Source organism: Paenibacillus sp. 598K, assembly GCF_003851045.1.
In the GTDB taxonomy this organism is placed as follows: domain Bacteria; phylum Bacillota; class Bacilli; order Paenibacillales; family Paenibacillaceae; genus Paenibacillus_D.
The window spans coordinates 1-22,710 of sequence record NZ_BFBX01000006.1 but is presented as its reverse complement, the minus strand read 5'-3'; the positions used below and the strand labels follow the sequence as shown (position 1 = coordinate 22,710).

At 60.5% G+C, this 22,710-nt stretch carries 14 protein-coding genes; 7 read left to right on the top strand and 7 right to left on the bottom strand.

Annotated features, from left to right (window positions below; translation table 11 throughout):
* Positions 1 to 39 precede the first annotated feature (39 nt).
* The 5 genes from gap to eno all read left to right on the top strand — a co-directional run bounded on the left by gap (position 40) and on the right by eno (position 6,551).
* Positions 40 to 1,044 carry a type I glyceraldehyde-3-phosphate dehydrogenase gene (gap, locus tag PA598K_RS02790; RefSeq protein WP_128655393.1) on the top strand — a complete coding sequence of 335 codons (1,005 nt, stop codon included), beginning with the start codon at positions 40 to 42 and terminating at the stop codon, positions 1,042 to 1,044.
* A 502-nt stretch (positions 1,045 to 1,546) separates the two neighbouring features.
* On the top strand, positions 1,547 to 2,728 hold the full coding sequence (locus tag PA598K_RS02785) for a phosphoglycerate kinase (RefSeq protein ID WP_128655392.1): 1,182 nt from the start codon (positions 1,547 to 1,549) through the stop codon (positions 2,726 to 2,728).
* Positions 2,729 to 2,885: 157 nt separating this feature from the next.
* Positions 2,886 to 3,638: a triose-phosphate isomerase gene (gene tpiA, locus PA598K_RS02780; protein ID WP_128655391.1), complete on the top strand. Its 753-nt coding sequence runs from the start codon at positions 2,886 to 2,888 to the stop codon at positions 3,636 to 3,638.
* A 1-nt stretch (position 3,639) separates the two neighbouring features.
* Positions 3,640 to 5,181: a 2,3-bisphosphoglycerate-independent phosphoglycerate mutase gene (gene gpmI, locus PA598K_RS02775; protein WP_128655390.1), complete on the top strand. Its 1,542-nt coding sequence runs from the start codon at positions 3,640 to 3,642 to the stop codon at positions 5,179 to 5,181.
* Between the two features lie 74 nt (positions 5,182 to 5,255).
* The gene (eno, locus tag PA598K_RS02770; protein ID WP_128655389.1) at positions 5,256 to 6,551 is read left to right on the top strand and encodes a phosphopyruvate hydratase; all 1,296 of its coding nucleotides are present in this window, start codon (positions 5,256 to 5,258) and stop codon (positions 6,549 to 6,551) included.
* A gap of 210 nt (positions 6,552 to 6,761) precedes the next feature.
* On the opposite strand, the gene PA598K_RS02765 is transcribed toward eno, so the two are convergent.
* The 7 genes from PA598K_RS02765 to PA598K_RS37215 all read right to left on the bottom strand — a co-directional run bounded on the left by PA598K_RS02765 (position 6,762) and on the right by PA598K_RS37215 (position 19,281).
* Complete coding sequence (locus PA598K_RS02765) at positions 6,762 to 7,040, bottom strand: alpha/beta-type small acid-soluble spore protein (protein ID WP_128655388.1); 279 nt, start codon at positions 7,038 to 7,040, stop codon at positions 6,762 to 6,764.
* A 92-nt stretch (positions 7,041 to 7,132) separates the two neighbouring features.
* On the bottom strand, positions 7,133 to 11,161 hold the full coding sequence (locus PA598K_RS02760; RefSeq protein ID WP_128655387.1) for an S-layer homology domain-containing protein: 4,029 nt from the start codon (positions 11,159 to 11,161) through the stop codon (positions 7,133 to 7,135).
* Positions 11,162 to 11,288: 127 nt separating this feature from the next.
* Positions 11,289 to 12,917: an extracellular solute-binding protein gene (locus PA598K_RS02755; protein WP_128655386.1), complete on the bottom strand. Its 1,629-nt coding sequence runs from the start codon at positions 12,915 to 12,917 to the stop codon at positions 11,289 to 11,291.
* Positions 12,918 to 13,029: 112 nt separating this feature from the next.
* Positions 13,030 to 13,902 carry a carbohydrate ABC transporter permease gene (locus tag PA598K_RS02750; protein ID WP_128655385.1) on the bottom strand — a complete coding sequence of 291 codons (873 nt, stop codon included), beginning with the start codon at positions 13,900 to 13,902 and terminating at the stop codon, positions 13,030 to 13,032.
* Between the two features lie 13 nt (positions 13,903 to 13,915).
* A complete protein-coding gene (locus PA598K_RS02745) occupies positions 13,916 to 14,863 on the bottom strand; it encodes an ABC transporter permease (protein ID WP_128655384.1) in 948 nt (315 codons plus the stop codon).
* A gap of 301 nt (positions 14,864 to 15,164) precedes the next feature.
* A complete protein-coding gene (locus PA598K_RS02740; RefSeq protein WP_128655383.1) occupies positions 15,165 to 16,799 on the bottom strand; it encodes an extracellular solute-binding protein in 1,635 nt (544 codons plus the stop codon).
* A gap of 25 nt (positions 16,800 to 16,824) precedes the next feature.
* On the bottom strand, positions 16,825 to 19,281 hold the full coding sequence (locus tag PA598K_RS37215; RefSeq protein ID WP_260405235.1) for an AraC family transcriptional regulator: 2,457 nt from the start codon (positions 19,279 to 19,281) through the stop codon (positions 16,825 to 16,827).
* Between the two features lie 406 nt (positions 19,282 to 19,687).
* Here PA598K_RS37215 and secG point away from each other — a divergent pair, with 406 nt between their 5' ends.
* Positions 19,688 to 19,924 (top strand): preprotein translocase subunit SecG, encoded by a 237-nt coding sequence (gene secG / locus PA598K_RS02730; RefSeq protein WP_128655382.1) that lies wholly within the window; start codon positions 19,688 to 19,690, stop codon positions 19,922 to 19,924.
* A gap of 198 nt (positions 19,925 to 20,122) precedes the next feature.
* On the top strand, positions 20,123 to 22,710 hold a 2,588-nt coding region (rnr, locus tag PA598K_RS02725; protein ID WP_260405234.1), incomplete at its 3' end, for a ribonuclease R.

The following is a 22,710-nucleotide window of genomic DNA, read 5'->3' as shown; positions in this document are numbered from 1 at the left end:
ATAGCATGACCACTACAACAATTCTAGGAGGCAAAAACAATGGTTAAAGTAGGTATTAATGGATTTGGCCGCATCGGCCGCAACGTATTCCGCGCAGCGCTGAACAACCCCGACGTGCAAATCGTCGCTGTCAACGACCTGACGAATACAAGCACGCTGGCCCATCTGTTGAAATACGATACAACTCACGGCACGCTTGACGCTAAAGTAGAAGCCAAAGAAGGCGCGCTGATCGTAGACGGCGTAGAAATCAAAGTGTTCGCCGAGCGCGATCCTGGCAACCTGCCTTGGGGCGAGTATGGCGTGGACATCGTTGTTGAGTCCACTGGAATTTTCACAGCCAAAGAAAAGGCTGAGCTTCACCTGAAAGGCGGCGCGAAGAAAGTTATCATCTCCGCTCCAGCTACGAACGAAGACATCACCATCGTTATGGGCGTGAACGAAGACAAATACGACCCATCTGCACATACCATCATCTCCAACGCTTCTTGTACAACTAACTGCCTGGCGCCGTTCGCCAAAGTCCTCAACGACAAGTTCGGCATCGTCAAAGGCATGATGACTACGATCCACTCCTACACGAACGACCAATCCGTGCTTGACGTGCCTCACAAGGACCTGCGTCGCGCGCGCGCTGCCGCCGAGAACATCATCCCGTCCTCGACTGGCGCTGCCAAAGCGGTATCCCTGGTACTGCCTGAGCTGAAAGGCAAGCTGAACGGTATGGCTATGCGTGTACCTACGCCTAACGTATCCGTTACTGACCTGGTTGCTGAAGTGAAATCGAACGTTACCGTTGAAGAAGTGAACGCTGCGCTGAAAGAAGCTGCAGACGGCCCGCTGAAAGGCATCCTCAACTACTCCGACGAGCCGCTCGTATCGAGCGACTACAACGGCGACCCTGCTTCCTCGACGATCGACGCGCTGTCGACGATGGTTGTTGAAGGCAACATGGTGAAGGTTGTTTCCTGGTACGACAACGAGTGGGGCTACTCGAACCGCGTTGTTGATCTGGCTGCTTATATTGCAGCTAAAGGTATCTAATCCCCCCAACCCCCCTTTATCCTAAAGGGGGGCCCATGGGGCGTCGCCCCCTGGACCCCCGAAAGTAACCCAGAGGGGACTGCCGGGCTTCAGGATCGACGGTTACTTATGAGGAACAAGCCGTTTGACGTCCCTGCGGGACACGCTCCTGTACGGCGCAAAGCGGAAAAGCAAGGCCCGGTCCTCTCCGAGGACGGCCCCAAGAGCAAGGCTTCGCCCTCTTCGAGGGCTGGCCCCAAGAGCAAAGCTTCGGTCTCTTCGAGACCTGGCTCCTAGAGCAAAGCCTAGGCCCCCTTTCGGGGACCTGGCTCCTAAGTGCATGGTGGGTTCTCCGAGAGAACCTGTTCCGATAAGAGCAAAAGCATGGTGGGTTCTCCGAGAGAACCTTATTGAGTAAGAGGTTCCCCTCGGGGAAACCAGTCGTAGTCCCGGTTTGCCCGTCGCAAATTCGGGGCTACTGTTAGTTAGAGGCTTGGGCACATACCTTGAAGGAGGCGTCACGATGAACAAGAAGAGTGTGAAAGACGTAGAGGTGCAAGGAAAACGCGTTTTCGTCCGCGTGGATTTTAATGTGCCTGTGGAACATGGTAAAATTACAGACGACACGCGCATCCGCGAGACGCTGCCAACGATCAACTACTTGATCGAAAACGGCGCTTCGGTCATCCTCGCTAGCCACATGGGTCGCCCGAACGGCGAAGTGGTCGAGGAGCTGCGCCTGAATGTGGCCGCAGAACGCCTGTCCGAGCTGCTCGGCAAGCCGGTAGCCAAAGCCGACGAGACGGTCGGCGAAGCAGTGAAGGCGCAAGCCGAGAAGCTGCAAGCAGGCGATGTGCTGCTGCTCGAGAACCTGCGCTTCAACGCGGGCGAGGAGAAAAACGACGCCGAGTTCGCGAAGCAATTGGCTGAGCTGGCTGACCTGTACGTGAATGACGCGTTCGGCGCTGCTCACCGCGCACACGCTTCGACAGCAGGTATCGCTGCTTACCTGCCAGCGGTCTCCGGTCTGCTGATGGAGAAGGAGCTGTCGGTGCTGGGCAAGGCGCTGTCGAACCCGGATCGTCCGTTCACGGCCATCGTAGGCGGCTCCAAGGTAAAAGACAAGATCGATGTCATCAACAAAATGCTGGAGATCGCCGACAACGTGCTGATCGGCGGCGGCCTGTCCTATACGTTCTTCAAGGCGCAAGGCCATGAGATCGGCAAGTCGCTGGTCGACAACTCGAAGCTCGACCTGGCTAAAGAATTCATCGACAAGGCGAAGGAGCTGGGCAAAAACTTCCTCCTGCCAGTCGACATTATCGTCACCGACGACTTTAGCGCGGACGCCAATACTCGCGAAGTCGACGTCGACGGCATCCCGGCCGACTGGGAAGGCATCGACATCGGACCGAAGACGCGCGAGCAGTATGCCGAGGTGATCAAAAACTCGAAGCTGGTCGTCTGGAACGGACCGATGGGCGTATTCGAGATCGAGCCGTTCTCCCACGGCACACGCGCGGTAGCGCAAGCTTGCGCTGAGACCGAGGGCTACACGGTCATCGGCGGCGGCGACTCGGCGGCAGCGGCGGAGAAGTTCGGTCTGGCCGACCGCATGGACCATATCTCCACAGGCGGCGGCGCTTCGCTGGAGTTCATGGAAGGCAAAAAGCTGCCAGGCGTCGAGGCGCTGAACGACAAGTAGGAGACTAAAGTCAGAGTGGCTGAACGTCAAGGAAGTGGCTGCCGTATGTCGAGGCGCGAACAACAGGGAAGAGGCCAAGCGTCGAAGCCTTGTCGACGGCAAGCCGGAAGCGCCGCTTAAGGCGGCGACGAGACTTACGAGAGGACGTGAACAGACAGTGAGACAACCTATCATTGCAGGCAACTGGAAAATGTTCAAAACCATCTCCGAAGCGAAGGCATTCTTCGCGGACGTGAAAGGCAAAGCGGAGATCGACGGCGTCGAGAGCGTCATCTGCGCGCCATATATCGCGCTGCCAGCGCTGGTCGAGGCTGCGCAAGGCACAACCATCGCCATCGGCGCGCAAAATGTCCACTTCGAGGACAATGGCGCATATACCGGCGAAATCAGCGGCGTCATGCTGAAGGAGCTGGGCGTGAAGTATGTTATCCTGGGCCACTCTGAGCGTCGCGCGTACTTCGGCGAGACCGACGAGATCGTCAACAAGAAGGTCCATGCTGCATTCAAGCATGACCTGCTGCCGATCGTCTGCGTAGGCGAGAAGCTGGAAGAGCGTGAAGCGGATCAGACGAAGGAGGTCTGCAAGGTGCAGACGACGGAAGCCTTCAAGGGTCTGAGCGCAGAGCAAGCGGCACAGGTGGTCGTAGCTTATGAACCGATCTGGGCAATCGGAACGGGCAAATCGTCGACTTCTGCCGATGCCGAGGATGTCATCGCCTACATCCGCAGCGTCATCGCCGATCTGTACGATGCACCGACTGCAGATGCAGTCCGCATCCAATACGGCGGCAGCGTAAAGCCGGGCAACATCGCCGAGTACATGGGCCAAGCGAACATCGACGGCGCGCTCGTCGGCGGCGCCAGCCTGGAGCCGGCTTCGTATATCCAACTGATCGAGGGGGCCAAGTAAGATGGCTGTGACAGGACCGGTTGCACTGATTATCATGGACGGCTTCGGTCTGCGCGGCGAGACGCATGGCAATGCGGTAGCGCAAGCGAAGAAGCCTAATTATGACCGTTATCTGGCGACCTTCCCGCACGCGACGCTGACGGCTTGCGGCGAGGCCGTGGGACTGCCAGAGGGCCAGATGGGCAACTCCGAGGTCGGCCATCTGAATATCGGCGCGGGCCGCATCGTCTACCAGGATCTGACTCGTATCACCAAGTCGATCCGCGACGGCGAGTTTTTCGCCAACGAGACGCTGCTGGGCGCGGTCCGTCATGCCAAGCAGAACGGCAAGAAGCTGCATCTGTACGGACTGCTCTCCGATGGCGGCGTGCATAGCCATATCGCGCATCTGTTCGCCCTCCTGGAGCTGGCGAAGCAGGAGCAGCTGCACGATGTGTACATCCACTGCTTCCTCGACGGCCGAGACGTCGCGCCGGACAGCGCGCGCGGCTATCTGGAGGCGCTGCAGGCCAAGATCTCCGATCTGGGCGTGGGCCAGGTCGCGACGGTGCAAGGCCGCTACTACGCGATGGACCGCGACAAGCGCTGGGACCGCGTGGAGAAGTCGTACCGCGCGATGGTCTACGGCGAAGGCCCGGCCTACACCGATCCGGTGCGAGCAGTCGTCGAGTCGTATGAGAAGTCGGTGTTCGACGAGTTCGTCGAGCCATCGGTCATCGTAGGCGCAGACGGCCAGCCGGTCGGTCTGGTGGAGTCGGAGGACTCGGTCATCTTCTTCAACTTCCGTCCCGACCGGGCGATCCAGCTGTCCAACGTGTTCACCAACAGCGACTTCCGCGACTTCGATCGCGGCGAGCGCTTCCCGCAGAACCTGTACTTCGTCTGCCTGACGTTGTTCTCCGAGACGGTAGGGGGCTATGTCGCCTACGCGCCAAAGAACCTGGACAACACGCTGGGCGAGGTGCTGGTGCAGCAGGGCAAGCGGCAGCTGCGGATCGCCGAGACCGAGAAATACCCGCATGTGACCTTCTTCTTCAGCGGCGGCCGCGATGTCGAGCTGCCGGGCGAGACGCGTATCCTGATCAATTCGCCGAAGGTCGCGACCTATGATCTGAAGCCGGAGATGAGCGCGTACGAGGTGGCTGCCGCAGCGGTCAAGGAGATCGAGGCGGACAATCATGACGTCATCATCCTGAACTTCGCCAACCCGGACATGGTCGGCCACTCCGGCATGCTGGAACCGACGATCAAGGCGGTCGAGGTGACGGACGAGTGCATGGGGCAAGTCGTCGAAGCGATCCTCGCCAAGGGCGGCGTCGCGATCATCACAGCTGACCACGGCAATGCCGATCTGGTACTGGACGACATCAACCGTCCGTTCACGGCGCACACGACGAACCCGGTGCCGGTCATCGTCACCGACAGCTCGGCGCAGCTGCGCGAGGACGGCATCCTGGCCGATCTGGCGCCGACGATGCTCGATCTGATGGGACTGGCCAAGCCGACAGAGATGACAGGCACGACGCTGATCAAGCGCGGCTAAACCTTTTTGCGGAGCAGGGTCGATAGAAGGTATAATAGAGCAGACAACCAACCTAAAAGGAGTGTTCAAGTTACATGTCTATCATTACTGATGTATATGCACGCGAAGTACTGGACTCCCGCGGCAACCCGACTGTTGAAGTAGAAGTAGCGCTCGAGTCCGGCGGCAAAGGCCGTGCAATCGTACCATCCGGCGCATCCACAGGCGCATTCGAAGCGGTCGAGCTGCGTGACGGCGACAAGTCCCGTTACCTCGGCAAAGGCGTCCTGAAGGCTGTCGAGAACGTCAACACGATCATCGCTCCTGAAATCATCGGCCTCGACGCGCTGGATCAAGTAGCGATCGACCGCGCGATGATCGAGCTGGACGGCACGCCGAACAAAGGCAAGCTGGGCGCAAACGCGATCCTGGCCGTATCGATGGCTGTCGCTCGCGCAGCAGCCGACGCGCTGGACGTGACGCTGTACACGTACCTGGGCGGCTTCAACGCGAAGACGCTGCCTGTACCGATGATGAACATCGTCAATGGCGGCGAGCATGCCGACAACAACATCGACGTGCAAGAGTTCATGGTGCTGCCTGTAGGCGCAGAGAGCTTCAAGGAAGCGCTCCGTATCGGCGCTGAGATCTTCCATAACCTGAAGGCTGTCCTCCAGGAAAAAGGCCTCAACACCGCAGTAGGCGACGAAGGCGGCTTCGCGCCGAACCTGGGCTCCAACGAAGAGGCGATCACCACGATCATCTCCGCCATCGAGCGCGCAGGCTACAAGCCGGGCGAAGACATCTACCTGGGCATGGACGTGGCGTCTACCGAGTTCTTCAAGGATGGCAAGTACCACCTCGAAGGCGAAGGCCGTTCGTTCACGTCGGCTGAGTTCGTAGATTACCTGGCTGGCCTGGTCGACAAGTACCCGATCCTGACCATCGAAGACGGCTGCGCCGAGGACGACTGGGAAGGTTGGAAGCTGCTGACGGACAAGCTGGGCGGCAAAGTCCAACTCGTGGGCGACGACCTGTTCGTCACCAACACCGAGCGTCTGTCCAAAGGCATCGACCAGGGCGTAGGCAACTCGATCCTCGTCAAAGTGAACCAAATCGGCTCGCTGACCGAGACATTCGACGCCATCGAGATGGCGAAGCGCGCAGGCTACACGGCTGTTATCTCTCACCGTTCCGGCGAGAGCGAGGACAGCACGATTGCCGACATCGCGGTAGCGACCAACGCAGGTCAGATCAAAACAGGCGCGCCTTCCCGTACCGACCGCGTCGCGAAGTACAACCAATTGCTCCGCATCGAGGATCAACTGGGCTCGACGGCGATCTACGCTGGCGCTTCGGCGTTCTACAACCTGAAAAACTTCAAAAAATAAGAAGCGTCTGCGGCGGGTCTGACCCGGCGAAACGTGTCTTATAAATGATAAGGGAGATGGCCATCGGCCATCTCCCTTATTTACGCTATGGCGAATTGTGCATTGCTGTGTCGCTCGTCGTGAATTGATGCGCAGCGCTCCGCCGCAGATGACGGAAAGGCAGGTCCAAGATGCCCCTGAGCGGGTTTGCAAACACATCCTAGAGAGCCCCTACGTCCTGCGCGCCAGTCCTTCCTGGGCCAGCCTCACCATCTCGCGCACCATCGAGCCGCCGATCCGGCCGCCGATATGGCCGGCCTTCTCGGTAGTCAGGTCGCCGTTGTCGCCTTGCTTGAGAGGGATGCCCAGCTTGGCGGCAACCTCGTACTTGACCTCATCCGGCTGCGCCGGATTGACGACATAGCCTTCCTGCTTCATCACCTCGGCTTTGAAATGCTGCATCGCCTGCTCCGCGCCGGGGACGATATAGCGTCTGCGTCTTCTCGCCATCCTGCTTCACCTCCTTGCATCGTTTGTTTTGGCCTTAGTATGCCCGTAAAGGGGCCAATTACGCCGCGTGCCACGGTTGGCGAGCGAGGCGGCTAGGACTGGCTAGCAATCCGCTCCAGGAAGACGGCAGCCTCGGCCCGCGTCGTATGGCTCTTCGGCCGGATCTGTCCGTGGTCGCCAAGGACGAGCCGCTCCTGGACGAGCGCTCCGATGCTCTCCAGCGCATAAGGCGCGATGGCTCCATAATCGCGGAAGCTCTCCAGCTCCGCGCCCGGCGTGCGGATGTCGAGCTTGCCAAGCTGCGCCAGCGTCCGTGCGGCAAGGGTCATCATATCTTGACGCGTAATCCGCTCCTCCGGCCGGAACAGGTCGTCGCCTGTCCCCTGAGCGATCCCTAGCTGCCGGGCAATCGCCAGCTCTGTCGCATAGTAGGCGGCGGGACTGACATCCTCGAAGCCTGCGCCGACCGGCGCTTGCAGCTCGAGCGCCCGGACGAGCCCATACATGAACTCGGCTCGCGTGATCTGATCGCGCGGACGGAACAAGCGGTCCTCCTCCAGTCGGAACGCCCCGCGGTCGGTCAGCGTCAGGATCGCAGCCTCGGCCCATGGCACCGCTGCCGCATCCTCGATGACGAGGGGCTGCACGGCGACGGCATAGCGGCCTGGAGCGGACGCGGTGAAGGTGAACTTACCGGTCTTCAGGTCGTAGCTCGCGTCAGGGACGACATGAGCCTGACCGTCGGTACCGACGCGCCAGACGACGAGCCTGTCGGCATATCTAGCCTGCGACGCGGGCAGGACATAGGGCAGCTCGACCGTCACCCCCGCGTCTGCATGCCAGGCAGCGGGCTGGCCGCCTGCGGTCAGCGTCAGCTCGATGACCGGACGTTCGCCGATAGCCCGGACCATCCTGTCGGGCAATCCGGCGCTATTGCTCTGGCCGATCGCGATGACGGCTTCGCTGTCGCTCGGTCCGTCCCAGTCCCGCAGCAGATGATCCGGGATCGTCAGACGGCCGAGATCGGTGGCGAGGGTGAAGCGTGATGCGCCTGATCCCTCGGCGAGCGACTTGACCGGCATCCGCAAGCCATACGCTTGCGCGCCCTCGACTGCAGCGATGGCGGCTTCGCCGCCGTCCGCGAACAACCGCGCCAGCGCCTCGGCAGTGATCCGGGCCACCGCGCTGCGGCTCTCAAGCTGCGGCGTCAGCGGGTCGTTGTCGGCATCGCTTGGGTCGGCGGGCGGCGCGATATAACCGGGACCGCTCGTATTGCCGCCGCCGCTGCGCGGATGCGTGAGCGACAGGCGGACAGGCCCGGCGATCAGCTGCCCTTCTTTGGTCTGGAGACGGAAGACGATGAGCTCGGCGGAGGCTCCCTCCGGGAATTGCTCATAGTCGACATCGAGCATCACCCGGCGTCCGTCCTCGGACCAGTGTGTCTGCCAGTCGTCGGCGATGTCGAGCCCGAAGCCGAACTCGCGACTGTCCATCTCCGCCTGCAGCGTCAGCTCGATGCGTGTCTTGTCGCCGATGCGCGACACCTTGGGCGCAGCGATCTCCGCCTTGAAGCCGCTATTCGTCGCGGTTGGCGCGAGAGGACGCTGCACGGGCAGACCTTGCAGCAGCAGGTCCTTCTCCGTCTTCGTATCAGGCACCTCCGGCCACACTGCAGCCGGACCGTTGTTATACCGCTCCACCTGCCAGCTGATCGGCCGGGTGAACCGGGCGGCGCCTTCCTTGCCTGCATTGGCTGCGGAGGCCGTAATATTGCCGAGCGAGACTTCGAAGGTGAAGCCTGGCAAGGTGACGAACTGCAGGTTGCGAATGTGGAAGGTCTTGTCGGCGTCCCAGCCTTCATTGGCGATCCGCGCGAACAGCGGATCGTGGAACTGGATGCCGTATTCGAGCAGCGTCGTCTCCTCCGGCTTGACCCGCTCGGGCGTGAAGCTCATCGTCGTCGGCTTGCCGTCGATCAGGACGACCGGCGGATTGGCGGCATCGTTGGACAGTCGACTGGAGAAGCCGATCAGACGATTCTCCTCGCCCTCGTCTCCCTTGGATGGCGCATGCCGCAACGAATCGGCCAGACTGACTGCCGCGAAATAGACGCTGCGATTGGCCTTGTCCGTGCCGACGGTCCGCAGCTCATACCGCCCATAGACGGCCTGCTCTGCCGCCAGACGGAAGGTGAATTGGTCGCCTTCATGCCCGGCAGCCTTGATCGCGGTGCCGTCCGGCAGCACCAGCTGAGCGTCAGGGGCGTTGGAGTGAGCTGTGATCGTCACCGGATAGCCGACCAGGAAGTTCTCTTGCGCCGTCCACAATGAATACTTGTCCGGCCTCGACCATGGCAGATAGGCGCTGTTGATCTCGAAGGGGCTGGAGGTGATCGCGCTCAGCGAGTCATAGGCTCTGGCGGGATAGGACATGCTGCCGAGCGAGCCGTTGCCCTCCGGGAACAGATCCTGCACATGCAGCTGGCGATCCGTCTCGTCCTGCTTGAACTCGCGATCCATGATCGCGATGACGAACGGGATGTCGCGATTGTACAGCACATGGTCGCTCTGGCGTGCGCGCACCGCGATATTGCCTTGCTCGATCGGGTCGCGGCCAACATAGGCGTACACCTCGGCGGCGGCTTGCACGGCGGCTACGCCGCCTTCATTGCCGAGCCAGTGCGTATCGATGCCGGTCACCGCGAAGAACGGTCTGGGCGCGACCAGCGCGATAATATCGCTGGAGTCGAAGGGCAACTGCCGATCCTTGTTGACGAAGTGAGCGGCCGTCTCGGGGAACCAACTGTTGCCCTTGCCGTACGAGACGGTCGGGATCTCGGTCTTGCCGTAGACGCGATCGGCCTTCGGATACGTATTGAAGTTGAAGATCTTGCCCTCGACCTTGTAGCGATAGCTCTGGATGCCGGAGCCGCCCGGCTCGCTGGACAGACAGATGCTGATCCGCTCGTCGAAGGCGGCGGCGAACATCGCCGCCTTGCCATACCGGGAGTGGCCCGTCACGAGGGTCTGCGCCGGGTTGATGCCGAGCTGCTCGCCCCACGTCGTATCCGCGCCCTCGACAGGCTGCTCCAGCGCGCTGATGATCTGGCTGACGCCCCAGCCCCACGCCATAAGCGCGCCGGAGGCGTATTCGTATTGATCCTTGTCGTACGGGTATAGGCGGGTGTAGACGCCGTCGCGGTTGATGCCGTCGGCCGCCGAGCTGTCGTCCGGGTAGATATCGGTCGGCGTGAAGCGAATATGGGCATAGCCCTGCTCCAGTACGGCGGCCGTCTGCGAGACGGCGCCGCCGATATCGATGATCGCCGGCACCTGGGCGTCCGGATCGCCCCAGGCGCGAGCGACCTGCTCGGTGGATGGCCGACTGATCGTAATCTTGAAGCGCTCGGAGACGCCGCGCTCGGGATTGGCGACGGTGACGGTATGGTAGGTGACCGGGATGATCGGCTCCGGCGGACCGCTCAGTGTGCCGGTATACGTACGCAGTACGGCATAATTGGCGCTCCCAAACGAGGTGTAAGGGACATAATAGCCTGCGTTCCATGCCTCAATAGCAGCGGCCTGCGCCGACTCGGGATCGGCTGCCGGGCCATAGGTGCCGATCGTCTCCCCGAGCGTTGGCGCACCGAACGCGCTGCTCGCCGGGACGACCTGACGCACCTCGACGCTCTCCGTCTGCAGCTTGTCCACGAGCTGGTCGAAGGCGTCGCGGAGGTTGATATTAGTAGCAGTGGAGCTAGGGGGCCAGTTAATGCCGACGGTGATGGCGTTGGGCTCCATGACGACCTCTGACAGGCCGCTGACATCGCTGGCAGCGGTAGGATAGCGATAGCCGAGCCAATACCGCTGCACGAGGTCCTGGAGCTCGCTGCGGCGATCCATCCACTCCTCGGGAGAGGAGACATAGCCATCGCCGGAAGGGTCGTTGGCCGTATCAAAAAACTTGAACGGGTCTGGAATCGTCTGAATGACGGGCAATTGATCGACCCCCGGGTAGCCTGGCCAAATCTCCGAGGGGGCGGCGTTGGCAGCTGCCGGCCATACGCCGAGCAGCAAGGCTGCGGACAAAGTGCCGGACAGCCAACGTTTCGTCTGTTTCATTGTGTACACTCCTCTGATCGGAATAGGACCTGATATGCTCCAGCCCCCTGAGCGGTCAGGGAGCCGGAGCCGAGGCTGCTAAAGCGCGTCTTTACAATCTGCTACCTGGGGAGTGTGCAGACACGCCCTAGGATTTGTAGAATTCGTCGTAGGCCGCGCCGCGACCCTCTTCGACGGCAGTGCCGCCCATGTCCATATATTCCTTCACTTGCTTGTCATGGACCGCATCGAAGTCGGCCGGCTTGGCGGTGACGATCTTCGTCAGCATCTCCTTCTCCTTGTCCTTGAGGATCGTCGAATACTTGATCTCGGCATCGACCGGGATATCGACGCGCGGCTCGGTATAGCCGTCGTTCGTGCCATACTCAATGCTGCGCACTGTGAAGTCCTTGAAGTTCGGATCAAAGGCGTTGGCGGCGATATTTTTGTCTGGATCGTCTGGCGTGACGTACTTGCCGTTCAGGATGATGCAATAGTCATAGTAGTTGTACAGCAGCTGCTGCGCCTCCGGCGTATCGAGCACGAAGGGCAGACCGTCCTCGCCGATCTCGTAGGAGACGCCGGCCTTGCCGTTTTGCAGGGCGAGGATGTTTTCCGGCTGGGCCATCCAGTTCAGGTATTTGACGGCGGCTTCGGCGTTTTTGCTCGCTTTGGGTACCATCAGATATGCGCCTGTAGGCGAGTAGATCGGCTTCGGATGCTTGCCGTCTGGCGTCGTGAACGGGTCGATCGGCTCCAGCACCGCGTCGGGGTTGTTTTCCTTCAGATTGGCGTAGTAGCCGTTGTAGACCGGTTCGTTCGTATTCGGGGTGGCGGCGCCGGCGATGCCGTTGACGACCTGCTGGGCGAATACCTGGCTGAACTCCGAGCCAAGGCCGAAGTCGGGATCGATCAGCTTCTCATTGTACATCTGGTTCAGCAAGCGCAGTCCTTCCTTGTTGCCTGGCTGCTTCCACTTCGGTACGGCATACAGATCGCGCTCGGAGATGTTGTTCCAGTCCCAGAACGATTGGAGGAGCGGCTGCATATGGAAGACGTCGATATATGAGTACGGGATGACCTTGCCGCCTGTCTTGCCAGGGTCCTGCTCCTTGAAGGCGCGCAGCGCGTCGACGAACTGCTCGGTCGTCTCCGGCAGCGGCAGGCCGAGCTGATCGAGCCAGTCCTTGCGGATAAAGGTCGTCGTCTGCGCCGTGATGACGCGCAGCGCCGGGATGGTATACTGCTTGCCGTCGAACATGCCGTAGGGCAGCGAAGGACCAAGGACCTTCTTGAGCTGATCGCCATGCTCGTCGATGATCGGGCCCAGGTCGGTCAAGCCTCCGCTTTTGACATAGTTCTGCACGGTCGCCTTATCATAGGTGAAGACAATGTCCGGCGCCGAGTTGGAGGCCATCAGGACGTTGAGCTTCTGTACCTCCTCGGAGCGGGGCAGGGTGACGAACTCGACGGTGATGTTGTTCGGGTCGCCGAAGTTCTCCTGCACGTATTGGGTCATGAAATTGTCGGTGATTGGCGGCGCGCCGTCCGGCGTATTGTTGCGATCGAACAGCTCGACCTTCAGCGTGATCGGATCGCTCTTGGGCTCTGGCGGCGGCTCGGTGGCGGTGTTTTGCGGCTTGTCGTTGTTGCCGCCAGTTGCAGGCGGTGTCGGCTCTTTGCCGCCGTTGTTGCCGCTGCAGCCCGCGAGCGCAAGGATGATGGCCATGACAAGCGCGAGGATCGCGGTCATGGACGCTCGGATTGATTTTTGCATGATTGTAATGCCTCCCTTTTGATATGGTGCTGAATGGTGGGCAGCTCCCTGACGGGTGCGAATCGCGCCAGTCCAATAGGCGTAGGGGCGTAGGAGAGCGACGTCAATGGGCTTACCCCTTGACGGCCCCTACAAGCATGCCTGAGATAAAGTAGCGCTGGAGCCACGGGTAGACGAGTAGGATCGGCACGGTGGCGAACATGATGCTGGCCGCCTGGAGGCTCTGCGGGATCGGCGTGGCCGAGTTGAAGCCCTCCTGCGCCGTCGCGTCGTTGACCTGACTGTTGATGACCATCTCGTAGAGCCGGAGCTGGATCGGATACAGCTTTTGATCATTGATGTAAAACAGCGCGTCCTGGAACATATTCCACCGGTCGACGGCCGAATACAGTCCGATCGTCGCCAGCACAGGCAAGGACAGCGGCAGCACGATGCGCAGCAGGAACCGGAAATGCCCGCAACCGTCCATCCAGGCGGAATCCTCCAGCTCGCTCGGAATCTGCGAGAAGGACGTCTTCAGAATGATGAGCAAAAAGGCATTGATGGCAATCGGCAGGACGAGCGACCAGAAGGAGTTCAGCAGACTAAGCTCCTTGACGAGCAAGTAGTTGGGGATGATGCCGGGACTGAAAAACATCGTCACCACAATCAGTCCGAACATCAGATGCTTGCCCCGAAAATGCCTCCGGCTCAGCGGATAAGCGGCCATAATCGTCATGACCATGGCGATCGCGGTATAGAGCGCGACCAGCATAATCGTAAACAGCAGGGAGCGAATCATATGCGCGTCGCCGAGCACCGACTGATACGCGCCCCACGTCCAGTCCACGGGCCAGAGCGTCACCTCGCCCGACATGAGCGCCCGGTTGCCGCTGAGCGACAAGGCGAGCATGTGCACCATCGGCAAGACGCAGAACAGACTGAAGATGCCGATCAGCGCCATAATGACCCCGTCTGCGAGGCGTTCGGCGATTGTTCGCTTCATGGCTTGACCTCCATTAGAAAATCCCTTGATTATTAATCTTGCGCGAGAGCAGCTCGGCGGTCAGCAGCAGGATCAGTCCGACCACGGACTGGAACAGCCCGACGGCAGTCGCTACGGCAAAGCGGGCCGACTCGATGCCTACGGTATACACATAGGTGCTGATCACCTGGGCGACATCCATGACGTAGCTGTTCTGCATCGCATACGGCTGCTCGAAGCTGATCTCCGCCATATGGCCGATCTGCAGGATGAAGAGGACGATAATCGTCGGCTTGATGCCCGGCAGCGTAATATGCCAGATCTTGCGCAGCCGCGCGGCTCCGTCGACCTCGGCCGCCTCGTACAGCTCCTTGTTGATGCCCGTCAACGCAGCGAGATACAGGATCGTCCCCCACCCGGCATAATGCCAGACACCAGCCCCGACATAAGTGGCGATCCAGTAGAGCGGCTTCTCCAGGAAGGGGATCGGCGAGCCGCCCAGTGACGTGATCAGTTCATTGACGCTGCCGGTGTTGGTCGACAGCAGCTCGATCGCCATCCCGCCGACGATGACCCAGGAGATGAAGTGCGGCAGATACATGAGCGTCTGACTAAGCCGCTTGTACCAATGGATGCGCAATTCATTGAGCAGGATCGCTAGCAGGATCGGCATCGGGAAGGTCAGCAGGGCCAGCGCGTTGAGCAGCAGCGTGTTGCGCAGGGCGCGGTAAAACTGAGGCAGGGAGAAAATCTCCCGGAACACCTCCAGGCCTACCCACTCGCTCTGCCATACGCCGGTGAAGATGTTGTAGTCCTTAAAGGCGACGACGACCCCGGCCATCGGTATGTACTTGAACGTAAGGAAAAAAATCATCGGCCCGATCATGAGCAGGTACAGCGGCCATTGCCGACGGAACGACGCATGCCCCGGGCGACGAAGCTGACGTGTGGTCCGGACAGCAGGCTGAAGCTCGCTTTGCATGTTGTCATCCCTCCTTTCTTGGCCGAGTTGAGATCCTGTCCGCCGAGGCCAGCGCGGCGGCAACCCCTACTATACCGACCGCCGCATCGATGCGGTATTCTCTTCGTTTCAGAGGCTCGCATTTTTCGCAAAACCGGCCATTCACCTTTTTTCAGCGACTCATCTTATTCACGCGAGCGGCGCCGAGGCCGCGCGGAGCATAGCAAAAGACGCCTTCGCAAGAGGGCGTCCGGCTTGCTAAGTTATGCGGATGCAGCTTAACGAGCTTAAGCGTTTAACGGGACAGCCTTAACGAACGGGCTTAACGGGGCTTGCCATGTTCTCTCCGGTACGCCTCGCGTTTGTCCTCGATTACCTGAGCGCCGCCGAGCCGCATATAGTCCTCGAATTCCCGATCGACGACATCGTCGAATGCTTCGGGGTCGGCGGTAATGATTTTGACGAACATTTCATTCACCTTGGCCTCAAGGATGCCGGCGTACTTGATCTCCGAAGGGATCATCGCATCGATCCGCAGCGGTGCGACCGTATCGTGCATGGCGTATTCGATGCTCTTGACGGTGAAGCTCTCGTAGCGCGGATCGGAAGCATTGGCCTTGCGGTTGAGCGCTTCGTCCGTCGGATGGACGAACTTGCCGTTGAGGAGGATGCAATAGTCAAAGTAGTTGTACAGCATCCGGTTGCTCTCCTCGTTGTCCAGCGCGACAGGCAAGCCGTCCACCATCTCGTAGGTGACGCCCAGGATGCCGTTCTGCAGCGTCAGATAATGCTCGGGCTCCGCCATCCAGTTCAGATACCGGATCGCCGCCTCGGCGTTGGCGCTCGACCTGGGCACCATGATGTACATGCCGTTCTGCGGCAACACCGGCTTGGGCCGCTTGCCCTGCGGGGTCGTGAACGGGTCGATCGGCGTCAGGCGGGCCTTGGGGTCATTGCTCTGAAGCTCGGCGAGATAGCCCATGTAGACGGGCTCGTTTGTATTCGGCGTGGCTGCGCCGATCCTGCCGTTGACGAGGTTTTTCTGGAACTGGTGCGTATCCTTGTCCATCTGCAGAGCAAAGTCGGGATCGATCAGCCCCTCGTGATAGAGCTTGTTCAGGAACCGATAGGCCTCCCGACTGCCGGGCAGCAGCCAGGCCGGGCTGGCGAAGCGATCCTCTTCGCTGATCCGGGCCCAATCGAGGAAGGAATACAGCAGCGGCTGGGTATGGAAGGGATCGACGTAGCCATAAGGCACGTTGTGCTCGCCGAAGCGGCCCAGACCCATCGTCTTGAACGCCTGGAGCGCCTCGTAGAACTGCTCGGTCGTCGCCGGCAGCGGCAGTCCGGCCTGCTCCAGCCAGTCCTCGCGTATGAAGGTCGTGCTCTGAGCCGTCAGCACCCGCTTGGCGGGAATCGCATATTGCTTGCCCTCGAACCTGCCATAGCGGAGCACATCCTCTCCGAGCAGCCGCTTCAGCTCCGGCCCATGCTGCTCCAGCAGCGGTCCGAGGTCGACAAGCAGGTTTTTGGTGATGAAGTTGTGGACGAGTTGGTCATTGTACGTAAAGATAATATCCGGCGCCTGGCCGGCCATCATCAGGACGTTCAGCTTCTCCTCTTCCTCGGAGCGGGGGACGGTGACGAACTTGATGTCGAGTCCGTTCGGGTCGCCGAATTGCTCCTGGATGTAGCGTGTCATGAAGTTGTCGGTAATCGGCGATGCGCCCTGAGGGGCGTTGTTGCGATCGAACAGCTCGATGGTCAGCGTCGTGCGGCCGCTGCTGCCGGCGACCTCTTGAGCGTCCCCTACGTGAGATTTCAGTCCGGCACAGCCAGACAGCAGGATCACGAGCGCGACGATGGCGATGAGGCCGACGAGGCTGATGGACCTGGCGGAACTGGCGAGACTGGCCGGGTCGGCGGGCGGGCGACGGAAGATGCTTATGCGTTTCATAGCGATCAGACTCCTTTTGCAGCTGCTAGGAGCTGCCTTGATGGATCTGGAGCGTGCGGTATTCGCCGGGCGGCACGCCCTGGTGTTTTTTGAAGGTGCGGTAAAAGGAGATGACGTTCAGATAGCCGACCTGCTCGGCCACGGCCTGCACCGACTGATCGGTCTCGACGAGCAACTGCTTGGCTTTGTCCATCCGCACCTTCAGAACATAGTCGATAAACTTCTCGCCCAGCTCCTCCTTGAACAACAGGCTAAGCGTGTTGGGCTGCACATTGAGGTAAGCGCTCAGCAGCGACAGCGACAGCTCGGCGTCGGCGAAGTGGGCGTCGATGTAGCTCTTGGCCTGCAGAGCGATGCTGTGATGTCTGCGCGCCTGGCGGTCCTGATCGACGGCCGCCTCGAGGGCGTACATGGCGCTCATGAGCGCCTCCTCCAGCTCGCTCAGCGTATCCGCGGTCTCGTGCAGCTCTGCGAAGCGGGCTTGATACTCCTCCCTCCAGATGCGCTGTATGCTCGGCGAGAGGGCGTTGATCTCCCGGGCCATCTGCAGCACGAAGCTGCCGACGAGGGCGGCCATCTCCTGCCTGGCGAACCGTACGCTATGGAGCTGTCGGAACATCGCCGCCAGCTTCTCCCGCCAATCGCTCTCATGCATCCGGAAGGACTGGGCTGCGCTCTCGATCGCTTGCAGATACGCATAGCTGTCCAGACTCGCCGCAGCGGCGCTGCGGCGATTGTCGATCAGGGTGTTGAAGCCGAAGACCGACTTCAGCGAGACGTTGTCCACGGCGTTGCGGTACGAATCGGCGATCGTATCGATCCCGTCGGAGTCGGCGCCGATGCCGATCGTCACGGTGAGCTGCAGATGCGTCTCGATCCACTCGCGCAGCTCCTCGGCGAGCGTGGAGATAGTCGGGACCGTCGTAGCTGTCTGGGCAGTCTGAGGAGACGCGACGGCAGGAGCAGCCATGGCCGCGTGGATGGCCGCTGCGGGGGGAGCCAGGCCAGCCTGGCTAACCGGGGCCATCCGGGCTGTCGGGTGTGCAAGGCTTGCCTGGGTCCCCGGGGCCGCTGCCGGAGCCATCGGGTGTGCAGGGCTAGCCTGGGTGCCCGAGGCAGTCAGACCAGTCTGGAGATCCATCGGAGCCGTGACGGTGTCCGCTAGCCGGTGCACGACAAAGGCGACCCGGTCCGGCTCCATCCAGGCATGCCAGACGAAGAGCTGGTGCTGTTGGCAAAGGTCGCGAAAGGCGCTCTCGACGATAAACTTGAGCAGATGCCGATCCCCCGGCGGATAGCGGCGCAGGAAGTCGCTGTAATGATCGATCTCGACGGCCAGCACGGCGAGCCGGTCATAGCGGCAGGGCAGTCCGAGCTCGTGCAGCTCGCGCGCGAATTGCGCGTCGTCCATGACGATATGCCCTGCGAGCAGATCGTGGCAGAGCCGCTGCTGCTTTAGCGCGCTATCCTCCTTGTGCAGATGCTCGTAGTCGACGGCCTTTTGCAGCAACTGGTCGAGAGCGGTCTCGATAAAGTCGAATTCATTGACCACCTGCTTGACGCCAAGCTCCTCGCTCTTGCGCGCGGAGAAGCGACCGGCCTTGGCGAGGATCGACTGGATCGGCTTGTAGTGGATATGCGTCACGAGCGTAAATCCGGCCAGCGCCAAAATGATAATTAGGATGGCGACGATCGACCAGGCGCTGAAGATAAAGGAGAGAATCGAATATTCGGCATCGTAGACACTGTCTGCGGCAAACTGCCAGCCGGTATAGTCGGACCGAACGACGATCGTCGACTCCGCATGGAGCGAGCTGTCTTCGGCTGGCTCTGTCGTCAATCGGTCGACCCATTGGACGGCGCTCGCGTTGGTGTCGTTGAAGCTGTTCATATAGTCGCTGATGGCGCTGGCATAGACGTTGATGACGATGGCCCCCAGCTTGCGCTCCCCGTCGTCGTAATGCTTGAGCAAGGTGACGACCTGCTGCCTGTTCTCGTCGAATGGCAGGTAGGCAAAGGAGCGCGGAGCGGTCCATCGGCCCAGCTCCTCCTGCGGGTAGAAGGCGTCGAGGAAGTCCTTGTCTCCGAAGGCGTCGAGCGGGTAGGCGCCGGACTCGGAGATGATGCGCTTGTCCGCCTCCTGGTACAGATAGATCGCGTTGGGGAACGGAAATGAGGATTTCATTTCGACCAGCTGCTTCTGGATCTCGTAATCGTCATAAGCTGTCTTGGCATGGCTTGTATAAAATAATTGGAGGCGCTCGTCAGTGAGCAGCTTGCTGACGATGTTGCGCTCGATCAGCATCAGGCTGGCATCGGTGTTGTACACCATCCGTTCGAGGATCGCTTCATTCGTTTCGATGTATTTTTTTTCAGAGGCGTGATTGAGCACCATGAAGAAGATGAAGATCAGGGAGGAGACGACGACGAAAAAAATCGGCGTATACGAAAGCATCATACGGTAATACCAGTTGATTTTCATCGGCGTGGCAGCCCCCTGTGTCAGATTGTATGCGCTTGCAATACGGTGCTGTATTCTATTTAACATGTTTGCTTCGATCTTGACCAGTGCCGAAGGACTAACTTTTTTTCGTGTCTTCACCTTTTTTCGACAGCAAATTTTGCGCAGCCTGTGGCTTGTAGTTTACAAGTGTCCGGCGTGATACATACTGAAGTTGGCACGTCTGCGGCGTGGTCCATGGCTTGCAGTTTGCAAGTCTGCGGCGTGTGGGCAAGAGCTGGAGCACAAAGATTGTCAGCGTCGGCATCTTGTATTTGGGCGCTACTTATGATAACTTATATAAAGGTGTTTTTTTGTTTTGGCATTGTCTTAATCGGCTCCCACTCCTTGGGACCAGGCAAGCTTACTTTTAGCAGGAGGTGGAATTGTGGAAGCAGCATTTAAGATTGTGTTGGTTATTTTCGCGTTGGGTTTGATTGCGGTTGTACTCCTGCAAAAGGGTAAGAGTGCTGGTCTGGCGGGAGCGATCTCCGGCGGTGCGGAGCACCTGTTCGGCAAGCAAAAAGCGCGCGGTCTGGACTTGTTCCTGCAACGGCTGACCGTTGCTCTGGCATCCGGGTTTTTCATCCTGGCGCTGGTCGTCGCTTACTTTGTGCACAACTAAACCGATTGTGAACCGAAAGCAGGGTAACCCCCTGCTTTTTTTGATTTTTACGGAAGCATCCCTTTGTTGGAATTGTCCTGAATTGTGGGCAGGGCGATTGCGAGGGTCCGGATTCGTGTATACTACATATAATATGGCTATTTAACTGCCGGATTCTGGATGCTTCGGTGGCACCAGGGTCGGCTCTGAGGTGAGTGAATGATAACCGAGCAAGAGATATTGGATTTTATGCGAGAGACGGCTTATAAGCCGATGACGTACCAGGAGCTGGAGGAGCAGTTCCAGATCGCGGACGCGGCGGCCTTCAAGGCGTTTTTGAAGCTGCTCAACGAGTTGGAGACGAGCGGCAAAATCCTGCGGACGCGCAGCGACCGCTACGGCGTGCCGGAGCGGATGAATCTGGTGCGCGGGCGCTTGCAGGTGCATACGAAGGGATTCGCATTCCTGCTGCCCGACGACAAGTCGCAGCCAGACGTCTACGTCAATGCGAATGATCTGAAAAGCGCCATGAACGGAGATACGGTGCTGCTGCGCATCAATGGTCGCAGCGAGAACGGCGGCCGCGTCGAGGGCGAGGTCGTGCGGATCGTCCAACGGGCGGTGACGCAGGTGGTCGGCACGTTCGAGAACCACGAGGTGTACGCCTTCGTCATCCCCGACGACAAGCGAATCAACCGCGACATCTTCATCCCAAAGGGCGAGTTTAAGGGCGCGGTGAGCGGGCAGAAGGTCGTCGTCAAGATCATCAATTACCCGGAAGGCCGCTCGGCCGCCGAGGGCGAAATCCTAGAGGTGCTCGGACATAAGGACGATCCGGGCATCGATATCCTCTCGATCATCCGCAAGCATCAGCTGCCGGAGTCGTTCCCCGATGAGGTCATGCAGGAGGCGGAGGCTGCGCCGGATACGATCACCGAGGACGAGATCGCCGAGCAGGGACGGCGCGATCTGCGCCACAAGACGATCGTGACGATCGACGGCGAGGATGCCAAGGACCTCGATGACGCGGTCAACGTCGAGCGCGCCGAGAACGGCAACTATATTCTGGGCGTGCATATCGCCGACGTCAGCTATTATGTGAAGGACAAGTCGGCGCTCGATCAGGAGGCATTCCGCCGCGGGTGCAGCGTCTATCTGGTGGATCGGGTCATCCCGATGCTGCCGCATCGGCTGTCCAACGGCATCTGCTCGCTTAACCCGCAGGTCGACCGGCTGACGATGTCGTGCGAGATGGAGTTTGACGCCAAGACGCTGAAGCGGGTGCGCCACGACATCTTCACCAGCGTGATCCGCACGACGGAACGGATGACGTACACCAACGTCCGCAAGCTGTTGACCGAGGACGACGCGGAGCTGCAGGAGCGCTACAGCGGCCTGATCGATATGTTCAAGCAGATGGAAGAGCTGGCGATGAAGCTGCGCAAGAAGCGGATGAAGCGCGGCGCGATCGACTTCGACTTCACGGAGTCCAAGGTGATCGTCGACGAGAGCGGCAAGCCTGTCGATATCATCAAGCGCGAGCGCTCGGTCGCGGAGCAGATTATCGAGGAGTTCATGCTGGTGGCCAACGAGACGGTGGCGGAGCATTTCCACTGGCTGAAGGTGCCGTTCCTGTACCGTATCCACGAGGACCCCGACGCCGAGAAGCTGCTGGCGTTCGTCCAGTTCGCGGCGAACTTCGGGTACAATGTCAAGGGCAAGGGCAATGCCATCCATCCGCGAGCGCTGCAGACGCTGCTCGAGGATGTGCGCGGAGCCAAGGAAGAGACGGTCATCTCGAAGGTGATGCTGCGCTCGATGAAGCAGGCCAAGTACGATGCGCAGAGCCTCGGCCACTTCGGTCTGGCGGCGGAGTACTACTCGCACTTCACCTCGCCGATCCGGCGGTATCCCGACCTCGTCATCCACCGGGTGATCCGGGAGGTGTTGGACCACGGGGGCTCGCTGCCGCCAGCTCGCCAGGAGGCGCTGGAGGCGTGGATGCCGGAGGCGGCTCAGCATTCCTCGGAGCGCGAGCGCGTCGCGGTCGACGCTGAGCGGGATACGGAGAAGCTGAAGAAATGCGAGTACATGCTCGACAAGGTCGGCGAGGAGTTCGACGGCATCATCAGCAGCGTCACCAGCTTCGGCATCTTCGTCGAGCTGGACAACTCGGTCGAGGGCTTGATCCGGCTCAGCGACATGCACGACGACTACTACCATTTCCACGAGCAGCATATGATGCTGATCGGCGAGCGCACCTCGCGGCAATTCCGGATCGGCGACGAGCTGAAGATTCGGGTGTCGCGGGTTAATATGGAGGAGCATACGATCGACTTCGAGCTGCTCGACATGAAGCCGCGCGAGGGCGGCGGCAAGGGCTACTACGGTTCCTCGCCGCGCGGTCGCGGCGCCGGTCCGCGCCAAGGCGAGGTATGGAGCGGCCGGGGCGGCGGCAAGGATAAGCGCAGCGCCGATGCCGGCGACAAGCGCGGCAAGAAGGGCGGAGGCGGCACAGGCTTTGGCTTCGGCGGCAAGCGCCGCAAGGGCGAGGGCGGGTCCGGCGCTGCTGGAGGTCCGGGCGGCCAAGGCAGGAAGCGCGGCGGCGATGCGGCGGGCGGAGCTGGGCGCGGCACGTGGGGCAAGGAAGCGAGCGACGCGGAGGGTCGCGGGGCAAGCGAGCAGGCGCCGGGTGCAGGCGGCGGCTCTGGGGGCCGTGACCGGTCGCGCGGCCGGTTCGGCAGCGAGGGACGCGGCACGTGGGACGTCGCTGGCGAGCAGCCGACGAGCGCCAAGGAGCCGTGGTC